This is a genomic window from Cytobacillus sp. FSL W7-1323 (genome assembly GCF_038595015.1).
Lineage (GTDB): Bacteria > Bacillota > Bacilli > Bacillales > Cytobacillaceae > Cytobacillus > Cytobacillus kochii.
The window spans coordinates 2,199,982-2,221,785 of sequence record NZ_CP151998.1; the positions used below are offsets into that span (position 1 = coordinate 2,199,982).

18 protein-coding genes are annotated in these 21,804 nt (G+C 36.2%); 12 read left to right on the forward strand and 6 right to left on the reverse strand.

The window, feature by feature from the left end:
• Nucleotides 1-28 precede the first annotated feature (28 nt).
• The 4 genes from MKX67_RS11355 to MKX67_RS11370 all read left to right on the forward strand — a co-directional run bounded on the left by MKX67_RS11355 (nt 29) and on the right by MKX67_RS11370 (nt 4,868).
• Nucleotides 29-1,243, forward strand: a complete 1,215-nt coding sequence (locus MKX67_RS11355) for a CaiB/BaiF CoA-transferase family protein (RefSeq protein ID WP_095373351.1) — start codon at nt 29-31, stop codon at nt 1,241-1,243.
• A 570-nt stretch (nt 1,244-1,813) separates the two neighbouring features.
• On the forward strand, nt 1,814-2,908 hold the full coding sequence (proB, locus tag MKX67_RS11360; RefSeq protein WP_095373350.1) for a glutamate 5-kinase: 1,095 nt from the start codon (nt 1,814-1,816) through the stop codon (nt 2,906-2,908).
• A complete protein-coding gene (locus tag MKX67_RS11365) occupies nt 2,905-4,152 on the forward strand; it encodes a glutamate-5-semialdehyde dehydrogenase (RefSeq protein ID WP_095373349.1) in 1,248 nt (415 codons plus the stop codon). The genes proB and MKX67_RS11365 overlap by 4 nt, the downstream gene beginning before the upstream one ends.
• Before the next feature lie 89 nt (nt 4,153-4,241).
• Nucleotides 4,242-4,868 carry an NUDIX hydrolase gene (locus tag MKX67_RS11370; RefSeq protein ID WP_095373348.1) on the forward strand — a complete coding sequence of 209 codons (627 nt, stop codon included), beginning with the start codon at nt 4,242-4,244 and terminating at the stop codon, nt 4,866-4,868.
• On the opposite strand, the gene MKX67_RS11375 is transcribed toward MKX67_RS11370, so the two are convergent.
• Nucleotides 4,863-5,687: an MBL fold metallo-hydrolase gene (locus MKX67_RS11375; RefSeq protein ID WP_095373347.1), complete on the reverse strand. Its 825-nt coding sequence runs from the start codon at nt 5,685-5,687 to the stop codon at nt 4,863-4,865. The two genes, MKX67_RS11370 and MKX67_RS11375, sit on opposite strands and share 6 nt — an antisense overlap.
• Nucleotides 5,688-5,869: 182 nt before the next feature.
• Between MKX67_RS11375 and helD the strand changes: the two genes are divergently transcribed.
• The 3 genes from helD (at nt 5,870) to MKX67_RS11390 (ending at nt 10,676) form a co-directional block, all read left to right on the forward strand.
• On the forward strand, nt 5,870-8,116 hold the full coding sequence (gene helD, locus MKX67_RS11380; protein ID WP_342489242.1) for an RNA polymerase recycling motor HelD: 2,247 nt from the start codon (nt 5,870-5,872) through the stop codon (nt 8,114-8,116).
• Nucleotides 8,117-8,285: 169 nt separating this feature from the next.
• Nucleotides 8,286-9,833, forward strand: a complete 1,548-nt coding sequence (locus MKX67_RS11385; RefSeq protein ID WP_095373694.1) for a hypothetical protein — start codon at nt 8,286-8,288, stop codon at nt 9,831-9,833.
• 111 nt (nt 9,834-9,944) lie between these two features.
• Nucleotides 9,945-10,676 (forward strand): SDR family oxidoreductase, encoded by a 732-nt coding sequence (locus MKX67_RS11390; protein WP_095373345.1) that lies wholly within the window; start codon nt 9,945-9,947, stop codon nt 10,674-10,676.
• Between the two features lie 62 nt (nt 10,677-10,738).
• Here MKX67_RS11390 and MKX67_RS11395 read toward each other — a convergent pair whose 3' ends face one another.
• Entirely contained in the window at nt 10,739-12,292 is a 1,554-nt protein-coding gene (locus MKX67_RS11395; protein WP_095373344.1) for an ABC-F family ATP-binding cassette domain-containing protein, read from the reverse strand.
• Between the two features lie 158 nt (nt 12,293-12,450).
• On the opposite strand from MKX67_RS11395, the gene MKX67_RS11400 reads away from it, so the two are divergent.
• Entirely contained in the window at nt 12,451-13,770 is a 1,320-nt protein-coding gene (locus MKX67_RS11400) for a 3' terminal RNA ribose 2'-O-methyltransferase Hen1 (protein ID WP_342489243.1), read from the forward strand.
• The gene (locus MKX67_RS11405; RefSeq protein ID WP_095373342.1) at nt 13,767-16,355 is read left to right on the forward strand and encodes an AAA family ATPase; all 2,589 of its coding nucleotides are present in this window, start codon (nt 13,767-13,769) and stop codon (nt 16,353-16,355) included. The genes MKX67_RS11400 and MKX67_RS11405 overlap by 4 nt, the downstream gene beginning before the upstream one ends.
• A 156-nt stretch (nt 16,356-16,511) precedes the next feature.
• On the opposite strand, the gene MKX67_RS11410 is transcribed toward MKX67_RS11405, so the two are convergent.
• The gene (locus MKX67_RS11410) at nt 16,512-16,931 is read right to left on the reverse strand and encodes a Fur family transcriptional regulator (RefSeq protein WP_322909307.1); all 420 of its coding nucleotides are present in this window, start codon (nt 16,929-16,931) and stop codon (nt 16,512-16,514) included.
• Nucleotides 16,932-17,398: 467 nt separating this feature from the next.
• A complete protein-coding gene (locus MKX67_RS11415) occupies nt 17,399-17,941 on the reverse strand; it encodes an NAD(P)H-dependent oxidoreductase (protein ID WP_095373340.1) in 543 nt (180 codons plus the stop codon).
• 317 nt (nt 17,942-18,258) lie between these two features.
• Between MKX67_RS11415 and MKX67_RS11420 the strand changes: the two genes are divergently transcribed.
• Together MKX67_RS11420 and MKX67_RS11425 are read left to right on the forward strand one after the other, a co-directional pair.
• Nucleotides 18,259-19,449 (forward strand): glycine C-acetyltransferase, encoded by a 1,191-nt coding sequence (locus MKX67_RS11420; RefSeq protein WP_095373339.1) that lies wholly within the window; start codon nt 18,259-18,261, stop codon nt 19,447-19,449.
• Nucleotides 19,450-19,490: 41 nt separating this feature from the next.
• Entirely contained in the window at nt 19,491-20,426 is a 936-nt protein-coding gene (locus MKX67_RS11425; RefSeq protein WP_095373338.1) for an L-threonine 3-dehydrogenase, read from the forward strand.
• 169 nt (nt 20,427-20,595) lie between these two features.
• Here the strand turns inward: MKX67_RS11425 and MKX67_RS11430 are convergent, their stop codons facing one another.
• Both MKX67_RS11430 and MKX67_RS11435 read right to left on the reverse strand, forming a co-directional pair.
• A complete protein-coding gene (locus MKX67_RS11430) occupies nt 20,596-20,901 on the reverse strand; it encodes a heat-shock protein Hsp20 (RefSeq protein WP_095373337.1) in 306 nt (101 codons plus the stop codon).
• A gap of 320 nt (nt 20,902-21,221) precedes the next feature.
• A complete protein-coding gene (locus MKX67_RS11435; RefSeq protein ID WP_224936401.1) occupies nt 21,222-21,365 on the reverse strand; it encodes a small acid-soluble spore protein P in 144 nt (47 codons plus the stop codon).
• Nucleotides 21,366-21,484: 119 nt separating this feature from the next.
• Here MKX67_RS11435 and MKX67_RS11440 point away from each other — a divergent pair, with 119 nt between their 5' ends.
• Complete coding sequence (locus MKX67_RS11440; RefSeq protein WP_095373336.1) at nt 21,485-21,745, forward strand: hypothetical protein; 261 nt, start codon at nt 21,485-21,487, stop codon at nt 21,743-21,745.
• Nucleotides 21,746-21,804: the final 59 nt, after the last annotated feature.

Below are 21,804 nucleotides of genomic sequence, written 5' to 3' on the forward strand. Positions count from 1 at the left end.
ATTTCTTTTACTACAGGGAGGGATAAGGATGACGGGACCTTTAGCAGGCATGAGAGTCGTTGATGTCACAACCAATATTTCTGGTCCAACTTTAACAATGATTCTAGCGGACTTAGGTGCAGAAATTATTAAAATTGAACGTCCGGGTACGGGAGATGACGCCAGAGGAATGGGGCCATTTATGAGTGGAGAAGGTGTATATTTTCTCCATATTAATCGAAATAAAGAGTCGGTTGTCATCGACCTTAAGAAACAAGATGGGAAACAAATCGTTTATGATCTTGTCGAATCGGCAGATGTATTCGTTGAGAACTTCCGACAGGGAAAAGCTGAGCAAATGGGATTAGGTTATGCTAAATTGAAAGCAATAAACAATCAAATCATCTATTGTTCATTATCAGCATATGGCCAAAGTGGGCCGCAAAAATTGCAACCGGGCTATGATGCTATTGCTCAAGCTGAAACAGGTATCATGGGTATCAATGGAGCCAAAGACGCTGAATTAGCGAGAGTACCTGTCTCTATTTTAGATCAAGGAAGTGCAATGTGGGGTGTGATTGGTATTCTATCTGCACTTTTGCATCGAAAGCATACAGGTGAAGGGCAATTTGTTTCTACTTCTTTATATGAAACCGGTTTATTTTGGAGTAGTTATCATATGCTTTCCTTTTTAGCGACAGGAGAAGAACCACAGAAAAACGGCTCTGGTCACACGGCATTTGCTCCTTATGGTGCTTACTTGGCAAGCGATACGTATATCATGATTGGCATTTCTAATCAATCGCTATTTGAAAGATTATGTCGGGTTTTAAATAGTATGGAGTGGCTATCAGATCAGCGATTTAGAGATAATAAAAATCGTGTGGAAAACCAATACATCTTAAAAGAAAAAATAGAACTGATACTTCAAAGGGAAACTGCTGATTATTGGGTGACGGAATTAAGCGCGGCAGGTATCCCAAGTTCCAAAGTGAAAAAAATATCTGAAGTCATTGACGCAAAACAGACAGAAGCCCTCGACATGTGGGAACAAGTAACACATGATACAATTGAAGATTTACGTCTCCCAAGACTACCTTTTCAGCTAAGTAAATCTACACCTAAGGTGAAAACGGCATCGCCAAAACTAGGGGAAAATACGGATTATGTCCTACAATCATTAGGCTATACGCAAGAAAGAATAGCAGAACTTTCATCCAGCCAAGTTATTGCACCTTATGAAAAAGAACTGAAAAACAGATAAAGCATTTATGAGCTCTTCTATTAATGTGGTAAGACATTTATAGGAAGAGCGTTTCTCTTGGTTCAACTAACACGTAAAATAGAACAACTGTTTTTCATCTACAGTATCAAAAAAGTTGAAGAAAAGATGTGTTTGATGAATATTACATATGAAGTGGTAATATTTCATTACTACGATAAATATTTCTTTTCATGAGAAAGATTTCTGCTATAATAGTTGTAATACTGAAACGTTTTAATAGAAGAAAGAGTCAAAATTATAAATGAACGATTGAAAGAGGGCTAGTAAATAGGGATTGGCATGAAAGAGAGTGGAATTTATCAGCTGAAAGATTCCACCATGTTTCAACCTATTGAACCTGCCTCTATAGTCTGGTGAAAACCATCAGCGGTGATTGAGACGTTAACTCATAAAGTGGAATGTTTAAAAGAGAGCATTCAATTAAGGTGGTACCGCGAACCTAACTCGTCCTTATGTATTAAGGCTTGAGTTAGGTTTTTTTTATCTTTTAAAAAACTAGACTGAGACATCACTACATGGGTGTTCGCGCTCTTAAAAGGAATGAATCATATGGGGAAGAAAAGAATGATCGTTAAAATTGGCAGCAGTTCATTAACGAATGAAAGGGGAGAGATTGACCGCTATAAATTTACCGATCATATATTAGCAATTGCAAAAATACAGAAGATGGGCCATGAAGTGATTGTCGTATCCTCGGGAGCAGTAGCAGCAGGTTTTAGAAAACTAGGTTATTCTTCCCGTCCCATTACATTAAAAGGGAAACAAGCTGCGGCTGCTATCGGTCAAGGATTATTAATTCAAAGTTACATGGAAGCTTTATTAAAATTTGACACCTTGGCAGCGCAAATTTTACTGACTCGATCCGACTTTAACAATCAAGTCCGCTTTAGAAATGCGTACGATACGATTATGGAACTGTTAGATCGTAAAGTCATACCGATTATTAACGAAAATGACACTGTTTCTATTGAGGAATTGACTTTCGGGGATAATGATATGTTATCAGCACTCGTTAGCGGGCTTGTTCATGCTGATTTACTTGTAATTTTAACAGATATTAATGGCTTATATGATCAAAACCCGTTTAAGTACCCAAATGCCAGCCGAATTGACTTCTTAAATGAAATTACTGATGTGCAAATGAAAGCGACAGACGGTGCGGGCTCTAAAGTTGGTACTGGCGGCATGTACTCAAAGTTGAATGCTGCTAAAACAGCTATGGAATTAAATGTTCCGGTTTTTATCGGTACTGGTAAAGGTGAAGACAAACTTATAAGCATCCTTAATGGAACTGGAGACGGTACATATCTTTCTAATCAGCAAATGAAAAAGATTAATACGAAACGGCAATGGATTGCCCTTCATTCAACGGTCAAAGGAAAAATCTATGTGGATAAAGGTGCCGAAAAAGCACTTGTGCATGGTGGTGGCAGTCTATTATCACCTGGAATTGTTAAAATTGATGGAAGTTTTCTTTCGGGTGAGGTTGTTGAAGTGAGGTTTGAAAATCAACTAATTGCTAGGGGAGAAGTAAGTTGTTCTAGTCAATATCTTACGCAAACAGCACATGAGAAAAACCGAATTAAAGAAGTGATTCATCGTGATAAATTAGTTTTGGAATCGAATAGGAGTGAAGGGAAATGACAAGTGAAGTATATGAAAAAGGTAAGTTAGCAAAAAAAGCGAGCTATCGTTTAAATGGAGCTACGACAGCAGAAAAAAATCAAGCATTAAAGGCCATTGCCAATCAATTAATAGAAGATCAAGAGGAGATCCGTTTAGCCAATGAAAAAGATATAAGGATGGCGCGTGGCCACATGAGTGACAGTATGATTGATCGTCTTATGTTAGATGAGTCTAGAATAAAAGCAATGGCACAAGCGGTCACTGATATCGCACAACTTGACGATCCTATAGATCGTGTATTGCAGACAATAAAAAAAGAAAATGGTCTACTTATTCAACAAAAGTCAGTCCCACTGGGTGTTATAGGCATGATTTACGAGGCAAGACCTAACGTAACTATTGATGCAGCTTCACTAGCTTTAAAGACAAATAATTGTGTAATTTTACGAGGGAGTAAAACGGCTCTACATAGTAATCGTGCGCTTGTCCAAACTGTTCATCGGGCATTACAATCGACGGAGCTACCAATTGATAGCGTCTTATTAATTGAAGATACGAGTAGAGAAGCTGCCAAAGAATTATTTCATCTTCATACTTTTCTCGATGTGCTTATCCCTAGAGGTGGAAAAGGATTGATTGATACTGTTGTACGTGAGGCATCCGTGCCGGTTATTGAAACAGGCGCAGGCAATTGCCATATGTATATTGATGAGTTTGCGGAATTAGAAATGGCGAAGAAAGTAGTATTAAATGCGAAGAAACAAAGACCTTCTGTTTGCAATAGTATCGAATCTCTTTTGATTCATACTCATTGGTTGGAAAAATACGGGGGAGAATTTTTAGCTTACATGGAGAACGAGGGAATTGAAATGGTTGGTGATCAATATGTGAAAGCCATTCTTCCTCACATCGAATTAGCCACTACAGAAGATTTTCACAGTGAGTTTCTTTGCTTAAAAATGAGCGTTAAAACAGTTGCCTCTGTTGAAGACGCCATTACTCATATTCGTCAATATGGGACAAAGCATTCAGAAGCAATTATAACTGAAAATAATAGTCGTGCAGCAACCTTTATGAATCATGTAGATGCTGCTGCTGTTTATCATAATGCTTCAACAAGATTTACAGATGGATTTGAATTTGGTTTTGGCGCTGAGATTGGCATTAGCACACAAAAAATGCATGTGCGTGGACCAATGGGATTAAAAGCATTAACATCAAGTAAATATTTTATTGAAGGCAATGGACAAATAAGAGAATAATTGTTAGCTAGAAGTTAGAGGAATTTTGCTAGCGTTAGAGAAGTATAAATGAATAAGATGATATTCTTCTAAAAAGGTGTGACTTATACATGGAAACTATTCCTAAGCCAGCGGCGACAGTCTTATTAATCAATCCACAAGGACAAGTATATATGACGAAACGCCCAGCAACAATGAAATTTCTTGCTGGGCATTATGTTTTTCCTGGTGGCGCAGTGGATGAGAAAGACTCGCTGCTATCTAATAGATTAATTGCTCCAACAGATCAGGCAAATATCCCTTTAGCTTATTATGTTGCTGCCGCAAGAGAAGTCTATGAAGAAATTGGAGTTTTCCTTGGATGTGATAGAACAGGGGAGCCGCTCTCATTTCAAAGAGAAGAAAGTTTGAACGATAGGAAAAGGCTCTTAAAAAAGGAAATAAGTTTTATCGAGTTATTAAAAGAAAAAGAAGCCGCGCTAGATTGTCGCTGCTTCACATATATCGGCCATAAAACGACACCAGCAAAAAGTCCAATACGTTTTGATACACGTTTCTTTATTACGCGTCTTCCAAAACGGCAACAACCAATTCCTGATCCTTATGAAGTGGCAGAAGCCAGGTGGATATATCCAAAAGATGCTTTGCATGCATATGAGAAGGGTGAAATTAAACTCATACACCCGACTATCCGTTCACTTGAAAAAGCAATTTGTTGGTTAGATGCAACTTCATGAATAACTTGAGTAAGCATTTCTGTTCTGTATAACCTTTCTTTCTTCTATCAACTTAATTAAATGAGCTTCTGTTGTTTTTTCTGCCACTACTTTGTTTGAAGGGTGAATATGACCAGCGTATATCTTATTCGTAATTTCGTGTAATAACAGGGGCTCATTCTCTTTTAAAATTTGTAAAATTTGTTCTTCTCTCTGTATCCTTCTATTCAGTACATAATCAATATGTTCGTATGGATTATTAATCCAATCGCCATGACCAGGACCAACCATTGTTAAGGATAATGATTTTATTTTTTCTAATGTGATGAAATAATCTTTCATATTCCCATCTGGTGTACCAATCCAAGAAGTTCCCTTTTCTATTAAATTGTCACCTGCCAGTAAAATCTTCTTAGAAGGTAAATAAAAGCTTAAATGGCCTGAAGAATGCCCTGGGAGATGTAATGCGATCAGAGATTCATCGCCTATAGATATTTCTTCGTGATCAGAAAGGTAATGGAGGTGATCAATTTGAACATTCCTTCTGATTTCCGGTTCCTCAAGTGGATGAGCAAATATAGGTATTTGCCAATCAAGAAGTTGTTTCACTCCAGGTGAATGATCTTTATGTCCATGGGTGAGAAGAATCGCTTTCGGAATGGGAAGCTCATGTTTTTTTAGTGCTGTATGTAGTGTTTCTCTTGTAATGGGTTGATTATAACCAGTGTCAATGATTAGAGTTTCCTCTTTATTACCAATGATGTAGCTATTTGTTGTTGTATATGGCCAAAGAGTGGGAGTAGGAATAGGTATTCGTAAAACACTAATATCAGATTTCATTATGTCCACCTTTTATAAATAATTTGAATATTATGAATATTTTTTAGCTATTGATACTTACTAAAAAAATATGCTATGATACATAAGTATGGCTGTTTGTTATTATTGTGTAAAAGTATCCAATATAATAATACCAAAAATATTGAGATGTGTCAACTAATTTTTTATCGAGGAGTGATTCTATGCAAGAGCGACAAGAAGAGCAAAAAAGGGTTGATAGAATAATACATGAAGTGATTAAGAAGCAAGTCGCTTATATAGAAAATCGCGACCACGTACAAAAGGATGTAAAGCAATTAAAAACAGGATTTTGGGATGATGTGACAGTCAACCTAGAGGAAATGGACGATGTAATTGAGACATTTCAAAGTGTAAAGCAGCAAGCAGAATTATTAGGGGAAAGAGAACGGCGAATGGGAATGCTCGATCAATATGTCAACATATTGTCGAAACAAAAAGACTCACCCTATTTTGGCAGAATTGATTTTAAGGAAGATGGGGAAGAAAAGGAATCCATATATATTGGTGTTGCCTCATTAATGGATGAAAACGATGAGCAGTTTCTTATTTATGATTGGCGGTCACCTGTTGCGAGTATGTATTACGATTACACACCTGGAAAAGCAAAATATGACACCCCTTATGAAACAATTATGGGAGAAATGTTATTAAAGCGTCAATTTATTATAAAAAAGGGGAAAATTGAAGGGTTATTTGATACGAGTTTAACGATTGGCGATAGTGTGCTGCAGGAAGTGTTAGGTGGACACGCAAATGCACAGATGAAAAGTATTGTTGCTACGATTCAAAAGCAACAAAATGCAATTATTCGCAATGTGAAAGACGATTTGATTATTGTTCAAGGAGTGGCAGGTAGTGGGAAAACATCAGCAGCATTACAAAGAATCGCTTACCTACTATATCATTATAGGAAATCATTACATGCTGAAAATATCATGCTATTCTCGCCAAATCCGCTATTTAATAGTTATGTTTCTCAAGTGTTACCAGAATTGGGTGAGAAAAATATGAAGCAGGATACTTTTTGGCACTTCATTCAAAGTAAGTATGATGCAAAGCTTACGATAGAAACACCGCTTGATCAATTAGAATTTCTTCTTCAAGAAAATGATTCAAGTGAAAAAAGAGTCCAGGAAATTGAAAATAAGTCCTCTTTATCCTATAAATCTTCTATGGATCAATATATTAGCCATTTATTAATAGAAGGGATGATTTTCCGTGATATCACCTTTCATAATGAAAAATGGCTGACTGTCGATGAAATCGGTGAGAAATTTTATTCTTACGAAAGTAATATCTCAATCGCGAACAGACTGCAACTTATACAAGAATGGATCCTTTCTATAATAAAGAAAAAGGAGAAAGCAGAACGGAAAAAGGCATGGGTTGAGAATGAAGTAGAATTACTTGATAAAGAAGATTATTTACAAGCATATAAAAAGGCACAGCAAATAGATAATGATGGCTTTATGCAACCAGAAGTTGAGCAAGCGTATTTGATGAAAATGGTTGTAAAAAGGAGACTTAAGCCACTTCGGAAACAAATCAAATCTTTCTATTTTGTTGATATACTTGCAATGTACGTTGAGTTTTTACGTACAAGTAACAAAGATGATTCGGGATTAGAGGCAACTGTATCTGGTGATATGCTGTATGAAGATGTGGTACCCTATTTATATTTAAAACAACAATTACTAAAGGAAGATGGTCATACGTCTGTACGTCATATTTTTATTGACGAAGCACAGGATTATTCACCCTTTCACTTTGCCTATTTAAAAGAGTTATTCCCGCATAGTAAGTGGACGTTATTGGGAGATGTGAATCAAACTATTCACTTTCACGCTGACAATCAGTCTGTCCTTTTTAGTAATGAAAAAGCTACAGTTTATCAATTAAGACAAAGTTATCGTTCAACAAAAGAGATTACGACATTTACTTCAAGTCTACTTTTGAATAATGAAGATATCATTCCTTTTAACCGAAGTGGCGAAAAGCCCGTTATCAAAAATGTGGATGAGAAAGAAGCGCTAACGATACTCATAGATGTCGTTCGTCGATCCGTCTCGCTAGGCCATGAAACCATTGCGATCATTGCTAGGAGTGCGAGTCAAAGTGAGGAGTGTTACCGTCAATTATTTCCTCATTTTAACAATGTGAACCTTATCCATCAAAAAACAACGGAATTTCAAAAAGGAATTACCATTATTCCATCTTATTTAGCAAAGGGGATTGAATTTGATGCTGTTGTTATCCCTGATGGTGAACAATATAAAAAAGAGAGGGACCGCTTTTTATTCTATACTGTGTGTACGAGGGCAATGCATCAATTAGTCATCCTGCAAAAATCGCAAACGAATCCGTTTATAAATGGAGCAAATGTGCACACATATGAATCTATATTATAATGATTGTTTTAGGTATGTAGGATATTATTCGTATCTTGCATACTTTTTTTATATCTTTTGATGTGTTTTTACAAATTAAAGGAGGAAAAGGGGATTTCTTGCATAACCCTTTTAAGGGAGCAATTTTTGCTTTCAACCTGATTAGAGGGAGGAATGTGAAGTGAAAAAAATGGTCGCTTGTATTGCCATCGTCACGCTATTTATGTTAACAACCTCTCAAGTATTTGCTGCTAAAACGATTACGCCTCAAGGAAAGCTTAAGCCACCAGGAGAAGTATTCACGCCGGGAGAATGGTTTCTCGGAAGTGTACCACCGAATTTAGATACAAGTAAACCCCCGCTTGTCTTTGTTCAAGGAAAAAATGGTAGTTCAACTAGTTGGTATGAAGAAACGGAATATCATGGTGTAAATGATATGTATACAAAAGCGTATGAATCTGGTTATCAAACTGTGTTTTTACAATTGCATGATGCGGCAGGGGAAGGTTCGGCAAGCCAATTTGATAACGGTGAACTTCTCGCTTCGATGCTTGCTGATATTTCCGCGCATTTTCAAGGGAGAAAATTAAATATTGTCGCTCACAGTAAAGGTGGGCCAGATACACAAGCGGCCCTCATTCATTATGGTGCACACGCATATGTTGGTCGAGTCATTACATTAGGTTCCCCTCATCATGGTTCACATTTGGCTGACCTTGCTTATAGTTGGTGGGCAGGGTGGTTAGGTACGTTGTTAGGGCAAAAGGATGATGGGACCTTTTCTTTACAGGTAGGTGAAATGGCTCACTTTCGCTCAATAACTGATCATCATTCTAATGCAACGAAGAATAAGTATTACACTGTTTCCGGGACAAATAAGGGACCGTCAATGTCCGCTTTATGGATGGGTGGCCAATACTTATCCTCTGAAGGTGAAAATGATGGTTTAGTTAATGATTGGAGTACAAGATTACCATATGGTACACATCTCTTTAATGACACCTCTCTCGATCATGATAAAATTCGTATGGGCTCCGCTGTATTTTCTAGAATTGAACCATATTTGCGTACATCATCTGTAGCCGGATTGAAAACGGATGATGTAAAAAGTAGCGACACATTTATGTCTGAAGATATTTCCTCCTATACCCACGGTGGCGAATGGCAAGGGAATGCCCCTTATAAACAATCCTTTCATGTGGATGAACAACTTAAAAACATACAAATCTGGACATCAACGAAGGATGTTAAAGTTAGATTAATCTCGCCAACTGGAAAAGAGTATCAAAGTTACGCTTCATCACCTAAAAGTGCAGAAATATTTAATGGGGCAGCAGCACATAGTTTTACTGGCATTATATCTGAAACAGGCCGTTGGCAAGTGCAACTAACATCTAATAAGAAAGATAATGCCTATGTGATGAATGTTACCCATGAAGGGAAAAATAATCTAGAACTAAAGATGAATCCACTTTTCTCAAAGGATCCAGTTGCTTTCTCCCTACAATCAAACAACAATATACAATCTATCACAATGAATACGAAATTAGTGGATAAGAACGGCAATACAGTAGTGGCACCTTTAGATGTACAAAACACTTCGCGTAATGGGTCAATTGGCCAATTTAATGCTAAGTTAAGTAGTGGTGTTTATAATATGACTATTGATATAAAAGGTAAAACACTTCAAGGGGCCCCTTATGAAAGAACAGTTATTCGCTCGTTTTATGTACAATAGTAGTGTTTGATTTATCGTTTGATTGATGTCTGAGGTGCTGATACTGGCATCTCTTTTTCTTTTTAACTAAAATAAAGGCAAGTCAATTGAATTAGATGGGGTGAGATGTGAATGAAGTTTATAAATAAAACAGTTATTGTCACTGGTGCAGGAAATGGAATTGGTCAAGGGGTTGCACTCGCTTATAGGCGGGAAGGTGCCAACGTAGTAGTGGCTGATTGGGATGATTCTAACTTTGCTGCGCTTGAAGCAAAGGGGCTTGATTGCCTTCAGATAAATGTCCAAGAAGAAGCAGACATTCAACGATTATTAGAACAAACAATCGAGAAGTATGGACAAGTAGATATTCTCATTAATAATGCTGGTGTATCTGTCTTTAAACCTTTGTTCGAATTAACATTAGACGAATGGGATCGTGTCATCAATACAAATGTAAGAAGCGTATTTCTAGCCACGAAAGAAGCGGCGAAATATATGAAAAATAACGAAACTGGTGGAGCGGTTGTAAATATGGCTTCTACTCGTTCGATGATGTCTGAAGTCAATTCAGAAGCCTATGCTGCTTCAAAAGGTGGCATAGTTAGTTTAACTCATGCATTAGCTCTTTCCCTAGCAGATTATCACATTACGGTTAATTGTATTTCGCCAGGGTGGATTGAGACGAATGAGAAGGCGGAACTGCGAGAAGTTGATCATCATCAGCACCCTTCAAGGAGAGTCGGGACGGTAGCTGATATAGCTAAAGCCTGTCTTTACTTAACAGATCCAGAAAATAACTTCGTGAACGGAGAGAATATTACTGTAGATGGTGGTATGACGAAGAAAATGATATATGAAGAATAAATAAATGATAAAAAGCAAGGTTCCTCTAGTAAAGAATAAAGGAACCTTGCTTGTTTATATTTCTATTTCATTGCGTCTGACCACTCTTCTACATTCCACACTTTTGTGACCCAATCTTCGTAAAAATCGGGTTCGTGGCAAACGAGGACAATGGTGCCTTTGTATGCTTTTAAGGCTCTTTTTAATTCTTCTTTCGCAGTAATATCTAAGTGGTTTGTTGGTTCGTCAAACAGCAGCCAATTGCTTTCGTTCATCATTAACTTGCAAAGACGTACTTTCGCTTGTTCTCCCCCACTTAGTTGGTTCATTGGTCTTGAAATATGTTCATTTTTTAGCCCGCATTTAGCGAGAGCTGCACGTACCTGATGCTGATCCATCGCTGGGAACTCGTTCCATACATCATCTATGGGTGTAATTTGCTCGCCTTTCACTTCCTGTTCGAAATAGGAAGGGTAGAGGAAGTCACCTCTTTCAATTTTTCCGCTAATCGCTGGGATTTTTCCAAGCATTGTTTTTAAGAGGGTAGATTTTCCGACACCGTTACAACCAACTATGGCAATGCGATCCCCTTTTTCAATCGTAATTGACATTTTTGGCAATAGGGCATGTGTATAACCAATTTCAAAATTCTCGCCTTCAAACACATAACGGCTACTAGCCCTCGACTCTTTAAATTCGAAAGTAGGTTTAGCGGCTGTTTCAGGACGATCAATTCTCTCCATCCGGTTTAATTGCTTTTGCCTACTTTTTGCACGACCTGTGGTTGAATATCTCGCCTTGTTTTTTGCGATAAAATCTTCTTGTTTCTTGATGAATTCCTGTTGCTTTTCATATGCTTGGATATGTTGATTTTTATTGATTTCTGCCAGTTCTAAGAATTTTTCATAACTAGCCGTATAGCGAGTAAGTTTAGAGAATTCTAGATGAAAAATAACATTTGAGACACCGTTCATAAATTCAGTATCATGCGAGATTAAAATGAAGGCATACGGATATTCTTTTAAATAGTTGGATAACCAGTCTATATGTTCAACATCTAAATAGTTTGTTGGTTCATCTAAGAGTAAAACTTGAGGTTGCTCAAGCAATAGTTTAGCAAGTAAGACTTTTGTTCTTTGCCCACCGCTAAGTGCTGCGACATCTCTATCCAAACCTATTGCATCTAATCCCAATCCTCTTGCGGCATCGTCTATTTTTAAGTCGATTGAATAAAATCCGCCTGCTTCTAGTGTATCTTGAATTTCTCCCATTTGCTCTAGCAAAACTTCTAATTCTTCTGGTGTGGCATCTGCCATCTTCGCTGTGACTTCATTTAATTCTTCTTCTTTTTTATATAATGGTAGAAAGGCATCTCTTAATGCATCGCGCATCGTTTTTCCAGGGGTTAAAACAGTATGTTGATCCAGATACCCATATTGAACATTAGGTGTCCATTCCACTTTGCCCCCATCGTGAATAAGTTGCCCTGTAATAATATTCATTAAAGTAGATTTACCTACCCCGTTCGCTCCAACTAACCCTACGTGATCTTCTGCTAATAAACGAAAAGACACGTCCTTAAATAATGTTCGATCGCCAAAAGTATGACTAAGATGATCAACTGTAAGTAAACTCATTTTGTAATCCTCATTTCTTCATAATCATTTAATAATCATACTAGATTTCTCGATGTTTAACTAGGGGAGAGGCGATATTTATCTATAAAAGAAAAATTCCTTTTGAGGAATGGGTGGTGGTATAATATGGTTTAAATACATATAAAAGGGGGATTGTTATGCAATTAACGATTCATGCAAAAGGAGAAGGAGCGAATGTCCTTTCTTTTTTATTGGCTAAACACCCTGAACGTCTTTATGAAAGAGATCATAAAGGGCATAAAGTACGTCTCTTTTATCAATCCTTTACTCCCAATGAGGTGAAAGTAACGATATACGTCGTTTTGGATGCTATAAGTTTATTAAGGGATAGTGGAGAGAAGTTAGATATTACACATTATATTAATGACCGTGAATTTGCAGTTAGTAGTTTGTTTTTATCGCTCATACGCTCTCCTCTTGCGACAGCCCTAAATGGCTTACCTAAGGAAGAATATTTATCATATGTGGGGCAGGTATTTCAATTTTCTTATTCATTTGGTCCAGTAAATACAGACCTTTCTGTAGAGAATCTTCGGGAGTTGTTTTCACCGCTTGGATTTAGCTTATCTGTGCAATCTGAAACGAAAAACAGTCCTCTTTATGTAACTGTTACAGGTGAGACAACGTTACAAAAGGGGTTAAGGCAGTTATTTATTCTCATTCCAGTTATTGATAATTATAAGCACTATTATATTGATGAAAAAGAGGCGGAAAAGCTTCAGCGTTTCGGAGAAGGTTGGCTAGATGATCATCCTCAAAAAGAATGGATTTATAAACGTGCCTTAAAGTATAAAGAGCTCTTAGGCGACAATATAACCGAACACACAAAGGTTGAAAAGGAAAAGAAGCAAAAAGGACTAAACCAACTACGTTATGAAAAGATAATCGAGATCATTCAATCTAAACCTCATCTTAGAAAGATAATAGATATGGGGAGTGGAGAAGGAAAACTTAGTACTAGATTAGGTTTTTTACCAAATGTGAGTGAAATAATCGCAGTTGAACCAAGTGAACGAGAAACGGTAAAGGCGACAAAAAGATATGCAAAAGCTGCCGAAAATCCGGGCTTCTTAATGCCAATGCAAAAATGGGGTTCGGTATTTTATTATGATGATGGACTAAAGAATAAAGACGTCTTTATTTTATGTGAAGTGATTGAACATATTGCCGAAGAAAAATTGCAAACGGCCATGCAACTTATTTTTCAAGAGTATAAGCCTGCGGTTTGTATTATTACAACACCTAATAAAGAATATAATACACTTTATCAACTTGGTGAATCCATGCGCCATTATGATCATCGCTTTGAATGGACAAGAGCAGAATTACATGCATGGGTTGAGAAGATGACTGCTATGTATGCATATAAGGCAAGCATTTCTAGTATAGGTGATATAGATCATGAACGAGGTGCGCCGACTCAAATAGTCGTTTTCGAAAAAGAGGTGATGGTATGAGGAGAAGAATCACAATTCCTAACGCTGGTGTCATTTTACTTGTTGGGCCTTCTGGTAGTGGTAAAACAACATTATTGCAGAACTGGATCGATAGCGGACAAATAAGAGACTCAGAAGTTTTAAGTTCAGATAAATATAGAAAAATAGTTGCAGATCAAGAGTACACCTCAGTTGAAAGCAGTAATAACAAGGTGGGGCAGATCTTATTTGAACAGTATCAAATGATTTCTAAAGAGGCATTTGAACTACTAGAATCAACCCTACAAGCAAGATGTCGTTTAAATAAATGTAGTTTCATTGATGCGACTAATATAAATAGTGATGATCGCAAAAAATTGATTTCCATTGCACATCGCCATCATTTACCGATAAGCGCAATTGTGATAGATATCGATTTAGATACATTATTAATGAGAGATAACGAACGAATATTCCCAAGGGGTTCAAAGCGCATTAAACAACAAATGAAAAGGTTCCAATATAATAAGCGTTATTTAAAAACAGAAGGTTATCATCAACTTCATATGATAAAAGAATTGAATCACTCTGTTGAAATAGCACGAATGGATGAAGTTCCTCCTATTGATGTGGGAGCAGGAATTGATATCATTGGTGATATTCATGGTTGTTATACTGAGCTATTACAATTATTAGAGAAGTTAGGTTATGAAGAAAATGAACAAGGGCTCTATACTCATCCCTTTGGGAGAAAGTTTTTATCACTAGGTGATATTATGAGTCGAGGACCGCGCTCTTTAGAAACGCTTTTATTTTTTAAAAATCATGTCAATAATAACTTAGCTTATATGATTGATAGTAATCATGGTTGGAAAATCTACAGATGGTTAAAAGGAAATCAAGTCACTTTGCAACATGGTGACGAATTGACGGCTAAAGAAATCAATCAATGGTTAGCTACCTATTCAGAAGAAGAGCAAAAACGACTGAAGGATGAGTTCATTCAGTTTTTAGGAAATGCTCCGGCACATTATATAATCGAGGATGAAGGTGTGCCGATGCTTATATGCACGCATGCAGGGATTAAAGATGAGTATATAGGTAAGAAATCCCAACAAATATCGGATTATTGTCGATACGGTGAATCATCAAGTCGCATGAAAGATGGTATTCCCATAAGAGATGAATGGTATCATCATCATACAGGTCATATGACCATAATATGGGGGCATGATCCGAGACCATATCCGACTACTATCAACTCTACGATTAATATTGATCAAGGTGTCGTATTTGGAGGGAAATTAACAGCCTATCGATATCCCGAGAAGTCATTTGTCGCGGTGGATGCTCTCAAAAATTATAACGGTGTAGAGCATAACCCAATAATAGAATGGAAGAGCAAGAGGTTGCAACCCCCTAATATACAAGCGCTTATTGAAGGTTATCGCATACAAATGGAAGAATTCGAAGATGTAAGTGTGAAAGGTAAGTATGTCAAACCAGTCATTGGTTCGTTATCTACAGCCGATACCCATTTTGGTCAACTGGTTTATCTCCCTCCTACTATGAGTCCTGTTCCTATTCCGAGTCAGTTGCCAGATTATTTAGAACATCCAGTAGAGGCTTTTAAATATTATCGGGATTATGGTGTTAATCAACTTATTGTTGAGAAAAAGCATATGGGTTCACGGGGGATTTTACTCATTTTTAAGAATGAGGAAGTAGCATTAAACTATACTGGGATTAGTAATTTAGGTGCTATATATTCAAGAAGTGGGAAGCGCTTTTTTAAAAAGGATATAGAAGAGCGAATATTAACGGTTATTCAATCTAGTTTAAAGAAAAATGACTATTTTGATAAGTACGAAACAGACTTTGTATTACTGGATTGTGAGATCATGCCGTGGAATTTAAAGGCACAAGATTTAATCAATAAACAATATAATCTTGTAGCTGAAAGTGCAATCTTAGACCGAAAAATCTTGGATAAAGCACTAAGTGAAGCATTGGTTGAGAACCAGTGGTTAAAAGAAAATGAAGAGAAGTTAGAACGTGCAGAAAGTTTTCAAAAAGTGTATGAAAAGTATTGCTGGGAGGTTTCTGACATAGATCGCATTGTGATAGCTCCATTTCATATCCTAGCACATAGTGGAAGAGTATATCACGAAAAACCCCATACATGGCATATGGCTCATGTGGAAGAACTATCCAACGTATGTAGTATTTTTAGGCCTACTGAATATTTGCTAATTGAAGATGAATCGGATTGGGAGCAAGTAATTAGTTGGTGGAAAGAAATGACAGAAGAAGGGCATGAAGGAATGGTTGTTAAACCCAACCAGTTTACCGTATGGGAAAAAGGGAAGCTGTTACAACCGGCGTTAAAGGTAAGGGGAAGAAAGTATTTACAAATCATATATGGCATGGATTATTTAGAAGAGAAATACTTAGAGCGGTTGAAGAAAAGAAACACGAAACGTAAACAAAAATTAGCTTTACAAGAATTTTCCTTAGGGATAGAGGCGTTAAACCGCTTTGTAAAGCAAGAAGAAATAGGTCGAATTCATGAATGTATTGTCGCTATACTTGCCCTCGAAGGAGATGAAGTCGACCCGAGATTATAGTCGTCATAGAGAAAAGTCATCTATATTGATGGCTTTTTTATGATGGAATTTTATCTTTCATAATCTTATTACCACAAGCGCAAATTGTACTATGCTTTAATTTAATCAATTTTGTTTTACATACTGGGCAAATTTTATCTTCTTTTTTCATCGGAATCATCCTTTCTCTATGCATTCTTGGCATTTCCCATACACTTCCATATTGTGATTATTGACGGAAAAACCTGTAAGATTAGCTACCATTTCTTCAATTTCTGTAAGTTCCGGATAGTTAATATCTGCAATTTTTCCACATAATTCACAGATAACGTGATAATGATTGGACTGACTAAATTCAAAACGACTTAATCCATTGCCATAAGGTAGCTCATTAATGATTCCTAATTCAACAAATAGTTTTAAGTTATTGTAAATGGTAGCGAGACTAATGATAGGGATTCTTTTTTGAATGTCTTCAGCTGTTGGATGTCCATTCATGTCAATCAGTGTCGTTAAAATTTGTATTCTTTGTGGTGTAACCCTTAAATTTTTTTCTTTTAATAAGGGAATTAAGCTTTCTATTTGGTCTTTGTTCATGCTATAACCCTCATTTATAATGATGTAATTGTAGAGAATGCCTTTAAGTAGAACTTAAAGGCATATGAGAAAAAGTGAAAAATAAACGAAATATGAGAATGACTAACATATTAACGATATATATTAATAATAACACTTCTCATTCGAAAATCAATACTTTTTTATAATAATTATAAATAAGGACTGTGTATAAATATAGTTTCGATATTTCCGGTAATATACCTTCGTTGAGTGTGTAATAATTTTAGTTTTTTAATCACCACTATACTAATATGTTACATGACATCAATGTGTGAAAGAATATTGAAAACGGAAGGGGATTATCAATTACACTTTGAATGGGGATTCTAGTTGATAAAAGAGTTTGAATTTTATACAAATATAAAATCCGTAATTTCTCAAAAACATTTGCGTTGTTTGGGACATTACGGATTTTTATATGTTTAATCTAATAATGGAAGTGAATGTTATTTTACTTTTTCTGACCAGTTAATAAAATTGATTACAACCTGATCTAAGAAATCTAAAGTTTGTTCGTGTACAAGTTCTCCTTGTTCATTTACTTTATCAAGGACGGTACCGATAAAAACTTCATTTCCTGGAAGCGTGACAGCGCCGACTCCAGCTGAGTTGAGTATTTGACGCAAGTGCATTTGCGCTTTTACTGTTCCCATTGCACCAGGCGTTGCACCAACAATCATCGCAGGTTTATTGACCATAACTTTTTCCACTCTTGAAAACCAATCAATGGCGTTCTTTAAAAAGGCAGGAATGGAGTGATTATATTCAGGGGTTAAAAATAATAACCCATCACTATCTTTAATTCTTTGGCGAATTTCTAAAACGGACGCTGGCGGTGTAAGTTCATCATCTTGATTATACATCGGTAATACTTCAAGAGGGAGGATATCTATCTCGAGCTCTTCTTTATAACGTTCTTTCATTAATAAGGCTAACTTTTTATTAATTGATTCTTTGCGATTGCTTCCGACAAATGCAGCTATTTTCATAATAAATGCCTCCATTATGTAATAATTAATGTTTCCATCATAGCATAGACCTATTTGAAATCTGTTATAAATGCTCAGAAAATCTAAACGTTTCCATTAAATTTGAACATTTTTTAAGTAAGATGGGTAAATTAACTAATAAAGTTCTTTTGAAAATATGTCCTCTATATGTGTACAATTATTTAAAATGTGGTAAAGTATAATTTGTAAAACCTATACATAGCAAATGTATAACTAGAAAATAGTTGTATTTTTACAGAGGACAGTTGTCTATTTTGAAAAGAAAATGAAGATGAAACACTAGGAGGAAAAGGAATATGTCAAGCAATATTCTAAATCAATTTTTAAGTGAAAATCTTGAGGATTTAAAAGATAAAGGATTATATAACGAAATTGACCCGTTAGAAAGTGCGAATGGTCCAATCATTAAAATTAACGGGAAAGAGTTAATTAACTTATCTTCGAACAATTATTTAGGTTTAGCAACAAATGATACGTTAAGAACAATTGCTAAAGAAGCGATTGATAAATATGGTGTTGGTGCAGGGGCAGTTAGGACGATTAATGGTACGTTGCAAATCCATGTAGAGCTTGAAGAAACACTTGCAAAATTCAAGCATACAGAGGCAGCAATTGCTTATCAATCTGGATTCAATTGTAATATGGCGGCGATTTCTGCAGTTATGGATAAAAATGATGCCATCCTTTCAGATGAGCTTAATCATGCTTCAATTATTGACGGTTGCCGTTTATCCAAAGCAAAAATCATTCGATTTAATCATTCTGATATGGACGATCTTAGAGCAAAAGCAAAGGAAGCAACAGAATCTGGGCAATACAATAAAGTAATGGTCATTACAGATGGCGTATTTTCAATGGATGGTGATATTGCTAAATTACCAGAAATCGTTAAAATCGCTGAAGAGTTTGATCTAATAACATATGTAGATGATGCTCACGGTTCTGGTGTATTAGGTAAAGGTGCTGGTACGGTAAAACATTTTGGTCTTTCTGATAAAGTGGATTTCCAAATTGGTACATTATCGAAGGCAATCGGAGTAGTTGGTGGTTATGTAGCTGGTAAACAACAATTAATCGATTGGTTAAAGGTGAGAAGTAGACCTTTCTTATTTTCTACATCTGTTACACCTGCTGATGCTGCTGCAAGTAAAAAAGCGATTGAGATGTTAATGGAGAGCACAGCGCTCAATGAAAAGTTATGGGAAAACAGTGAATACTTAAAAGCAGGCTTAAAGAAATTAGGCTTTAATATCGGTGAAAGTGAAACACCGATTACACCTTGTATCATTGGGGATGAAGTGAAGACGCAAGAATTTAGTAAGAAACTTAATGAAGCTGGAGTGTATGCAAAGTCCATCGTATTCCCAACGGTACCAAGAGGAACAGGCCGTGTACGTAATATGCCATCTGCTGCACATACGAAAGAAATGCTAGATCAAGCATTAACTATATATGAAACGGTAGGAAAAGAATTAGAGATTATATAAAATCACCCCTTTAGAGAGGGTTGAAAAGGGTAGGAGAAAAAATGAAAAAAATTATGATTACTGGTGCACTTGGCCAGATTGGCTCAGAGTTAACACTCAAATTAAGAGAAATCTATGGAACGGACCATGTCATTGCAACAGATATTAGAAGCAATGACTCAGAGGCAGCTACATCAGGACCTTTTGAAATGGTAGACGTTACAGATGGAAAAACGATGTTAGAAGTGGCGAAAAAGCATCAAGTTGATTCTATTATTCATATGGCTGCCTTATTATCAGCCACAGCTGAAGCAAATCCAGTGTTTGCTTGGAATTTAAATATGGGTGGATTGATGAACGCACTTGAAGCAGCAAGAGAAACGGGTGCGCAATTCTTTACACCAAGTTCCATTGGCGCTTTTGGACCTTCTACACCAAAAGACCTTACACCACAAGATACGATTTGCCGACCAACAACAATGTACGGCGTAAATAAAGTTTCTGGAGAGCTCCTTTCTGATTATTACTATCATAAATTTGGTGTGGATACACGCGGTTTACGATTCCCAGGATTAGTTTCTTACGTAACACCTCCAGGAGGCGGAACGACCGATTATGCTGTGGAGATTTATTACGAAGCGATGAAAAACAAAGCGTATACTTCTTATATTGCAAAAGGTACCTATATGGATATGATGTATATGCCTGATGCCTTAAATGCGATAGTCAACCTTATGGAGGCTGATCCAGCAAAATTATTACATCGTAATTCATTTAATGTGACAGCAATGAGTTTTGAACCGGAGCAAATCGCTGCTGAAATCCGTAAGCATATACCAGAATTCGTCTTAATGTATGATGTCGATCCAGTTCGCCAATCAATCGCTGATAGTTGGCCAAATGCCATTGACGCTTCAGCCGCAAAAGAAGAATGGGGATTTAAAGCAGAGTATGATCTCGCAAGAATGACTGAGGATATGTTAAATAAACTAAAATAAAGATAAAGAAAAACGCCCTTTTGTTACGCGGGCGTTTTTCTTTAAGTTAAAATAGATTTTAGTATATCCATGCAGGAGTTATCATATTGTAAATTTGTTTATTTTAGTTCGAATCCTGAGACGATAAAAGGTTCACATAATTTTATTATGTCAACTAAATATTGTATCATTATTTGTCTATGAAAATTTCCAAAATAGAATGCTGGTGAACGATTCGTAGTGGAGTTGTAATATGAGGAAGCATAAGTTTTCTGCTATATGTTGCACCATCACTTTTTGCAACAGCACTGATAATAAGCTCATCTCCCGTTGGTATAACTTGCACATGATGATAACGATCCTCTTCAATTAAGGCTTCAATTATATAAGCTGATTCAGTATCAAATACATCGATACGAAAGATAGACTCGTCTAAAAAAGATGTTAACGGATCAAGAAACATGCTTTCAAACCAACTCTGCCACTCCATATTCATACATATCACCCCAGTATGATAATGTATGCGTATACACAAATAATGTGAATCGTACAATCGATTTTTTTAAATGTTAATGTGGAAATTATATTTTCTTCCAAAATTGATGATAACTGTACAAGAACTACAGTTTATAAAATATATTTGTATGAAGCTACTTAATCAAGTTAAGGAAATGAATGATGTATTATTTTTATTAATAACAGTCCGGGGATAAGGTAAAATGAGTCCGATACAATACCGAACTCATTTCAAGAATGCAGAGTTATTTCATTAAGGTTTTTATTTTGATCATTTATTCAATTGTATCGAACAAACTTCTACATATCATGATGAGAGTGATTCTTTTGTCTTGAATGATTTCTATTCTTTACTTTCTTAGAGCCACTTAAAGGCTCAGGTTGTCCTGGGTTATCCCCTTTTGGAGCGTTTTTTCTCATATCTTTACCATCATTTTTATTCATTTTTTCATTTCCCTCCTTTTGTTTATAGGATGAAAGAATCCCCATTTTTTATACGGTATATTTTATCCTCACTCTGAACAATTTAATTGTAAGAAAAGCAAAAGAGGTGAAAACAAGTTATGCCTTATCATAAAAATAAACAGCAAGCATTTCAAGCAGCCCAACAAAGTATGGAAGATGTAGAAGAACAGTATCATGTAATAGATAAACATGCTAGTACGTATGGCCAACAACTCAAACATCTGTCTCAAGAAATAGCAGAAACTTATGAACAAATCCAAAATGCTTTAGAAGTTGCATCTGAGCATCAAAAAGAGCAATTGCTTAAATTTCAAACGGATTTGGATGCCATCACAAGCCAAGTGCAATCAGAAAAATAAAAATAGGGCTAAAAAAGTCGAAAAAAGTCAATTAAACGCGATTGGTTTATTTTCTTAAT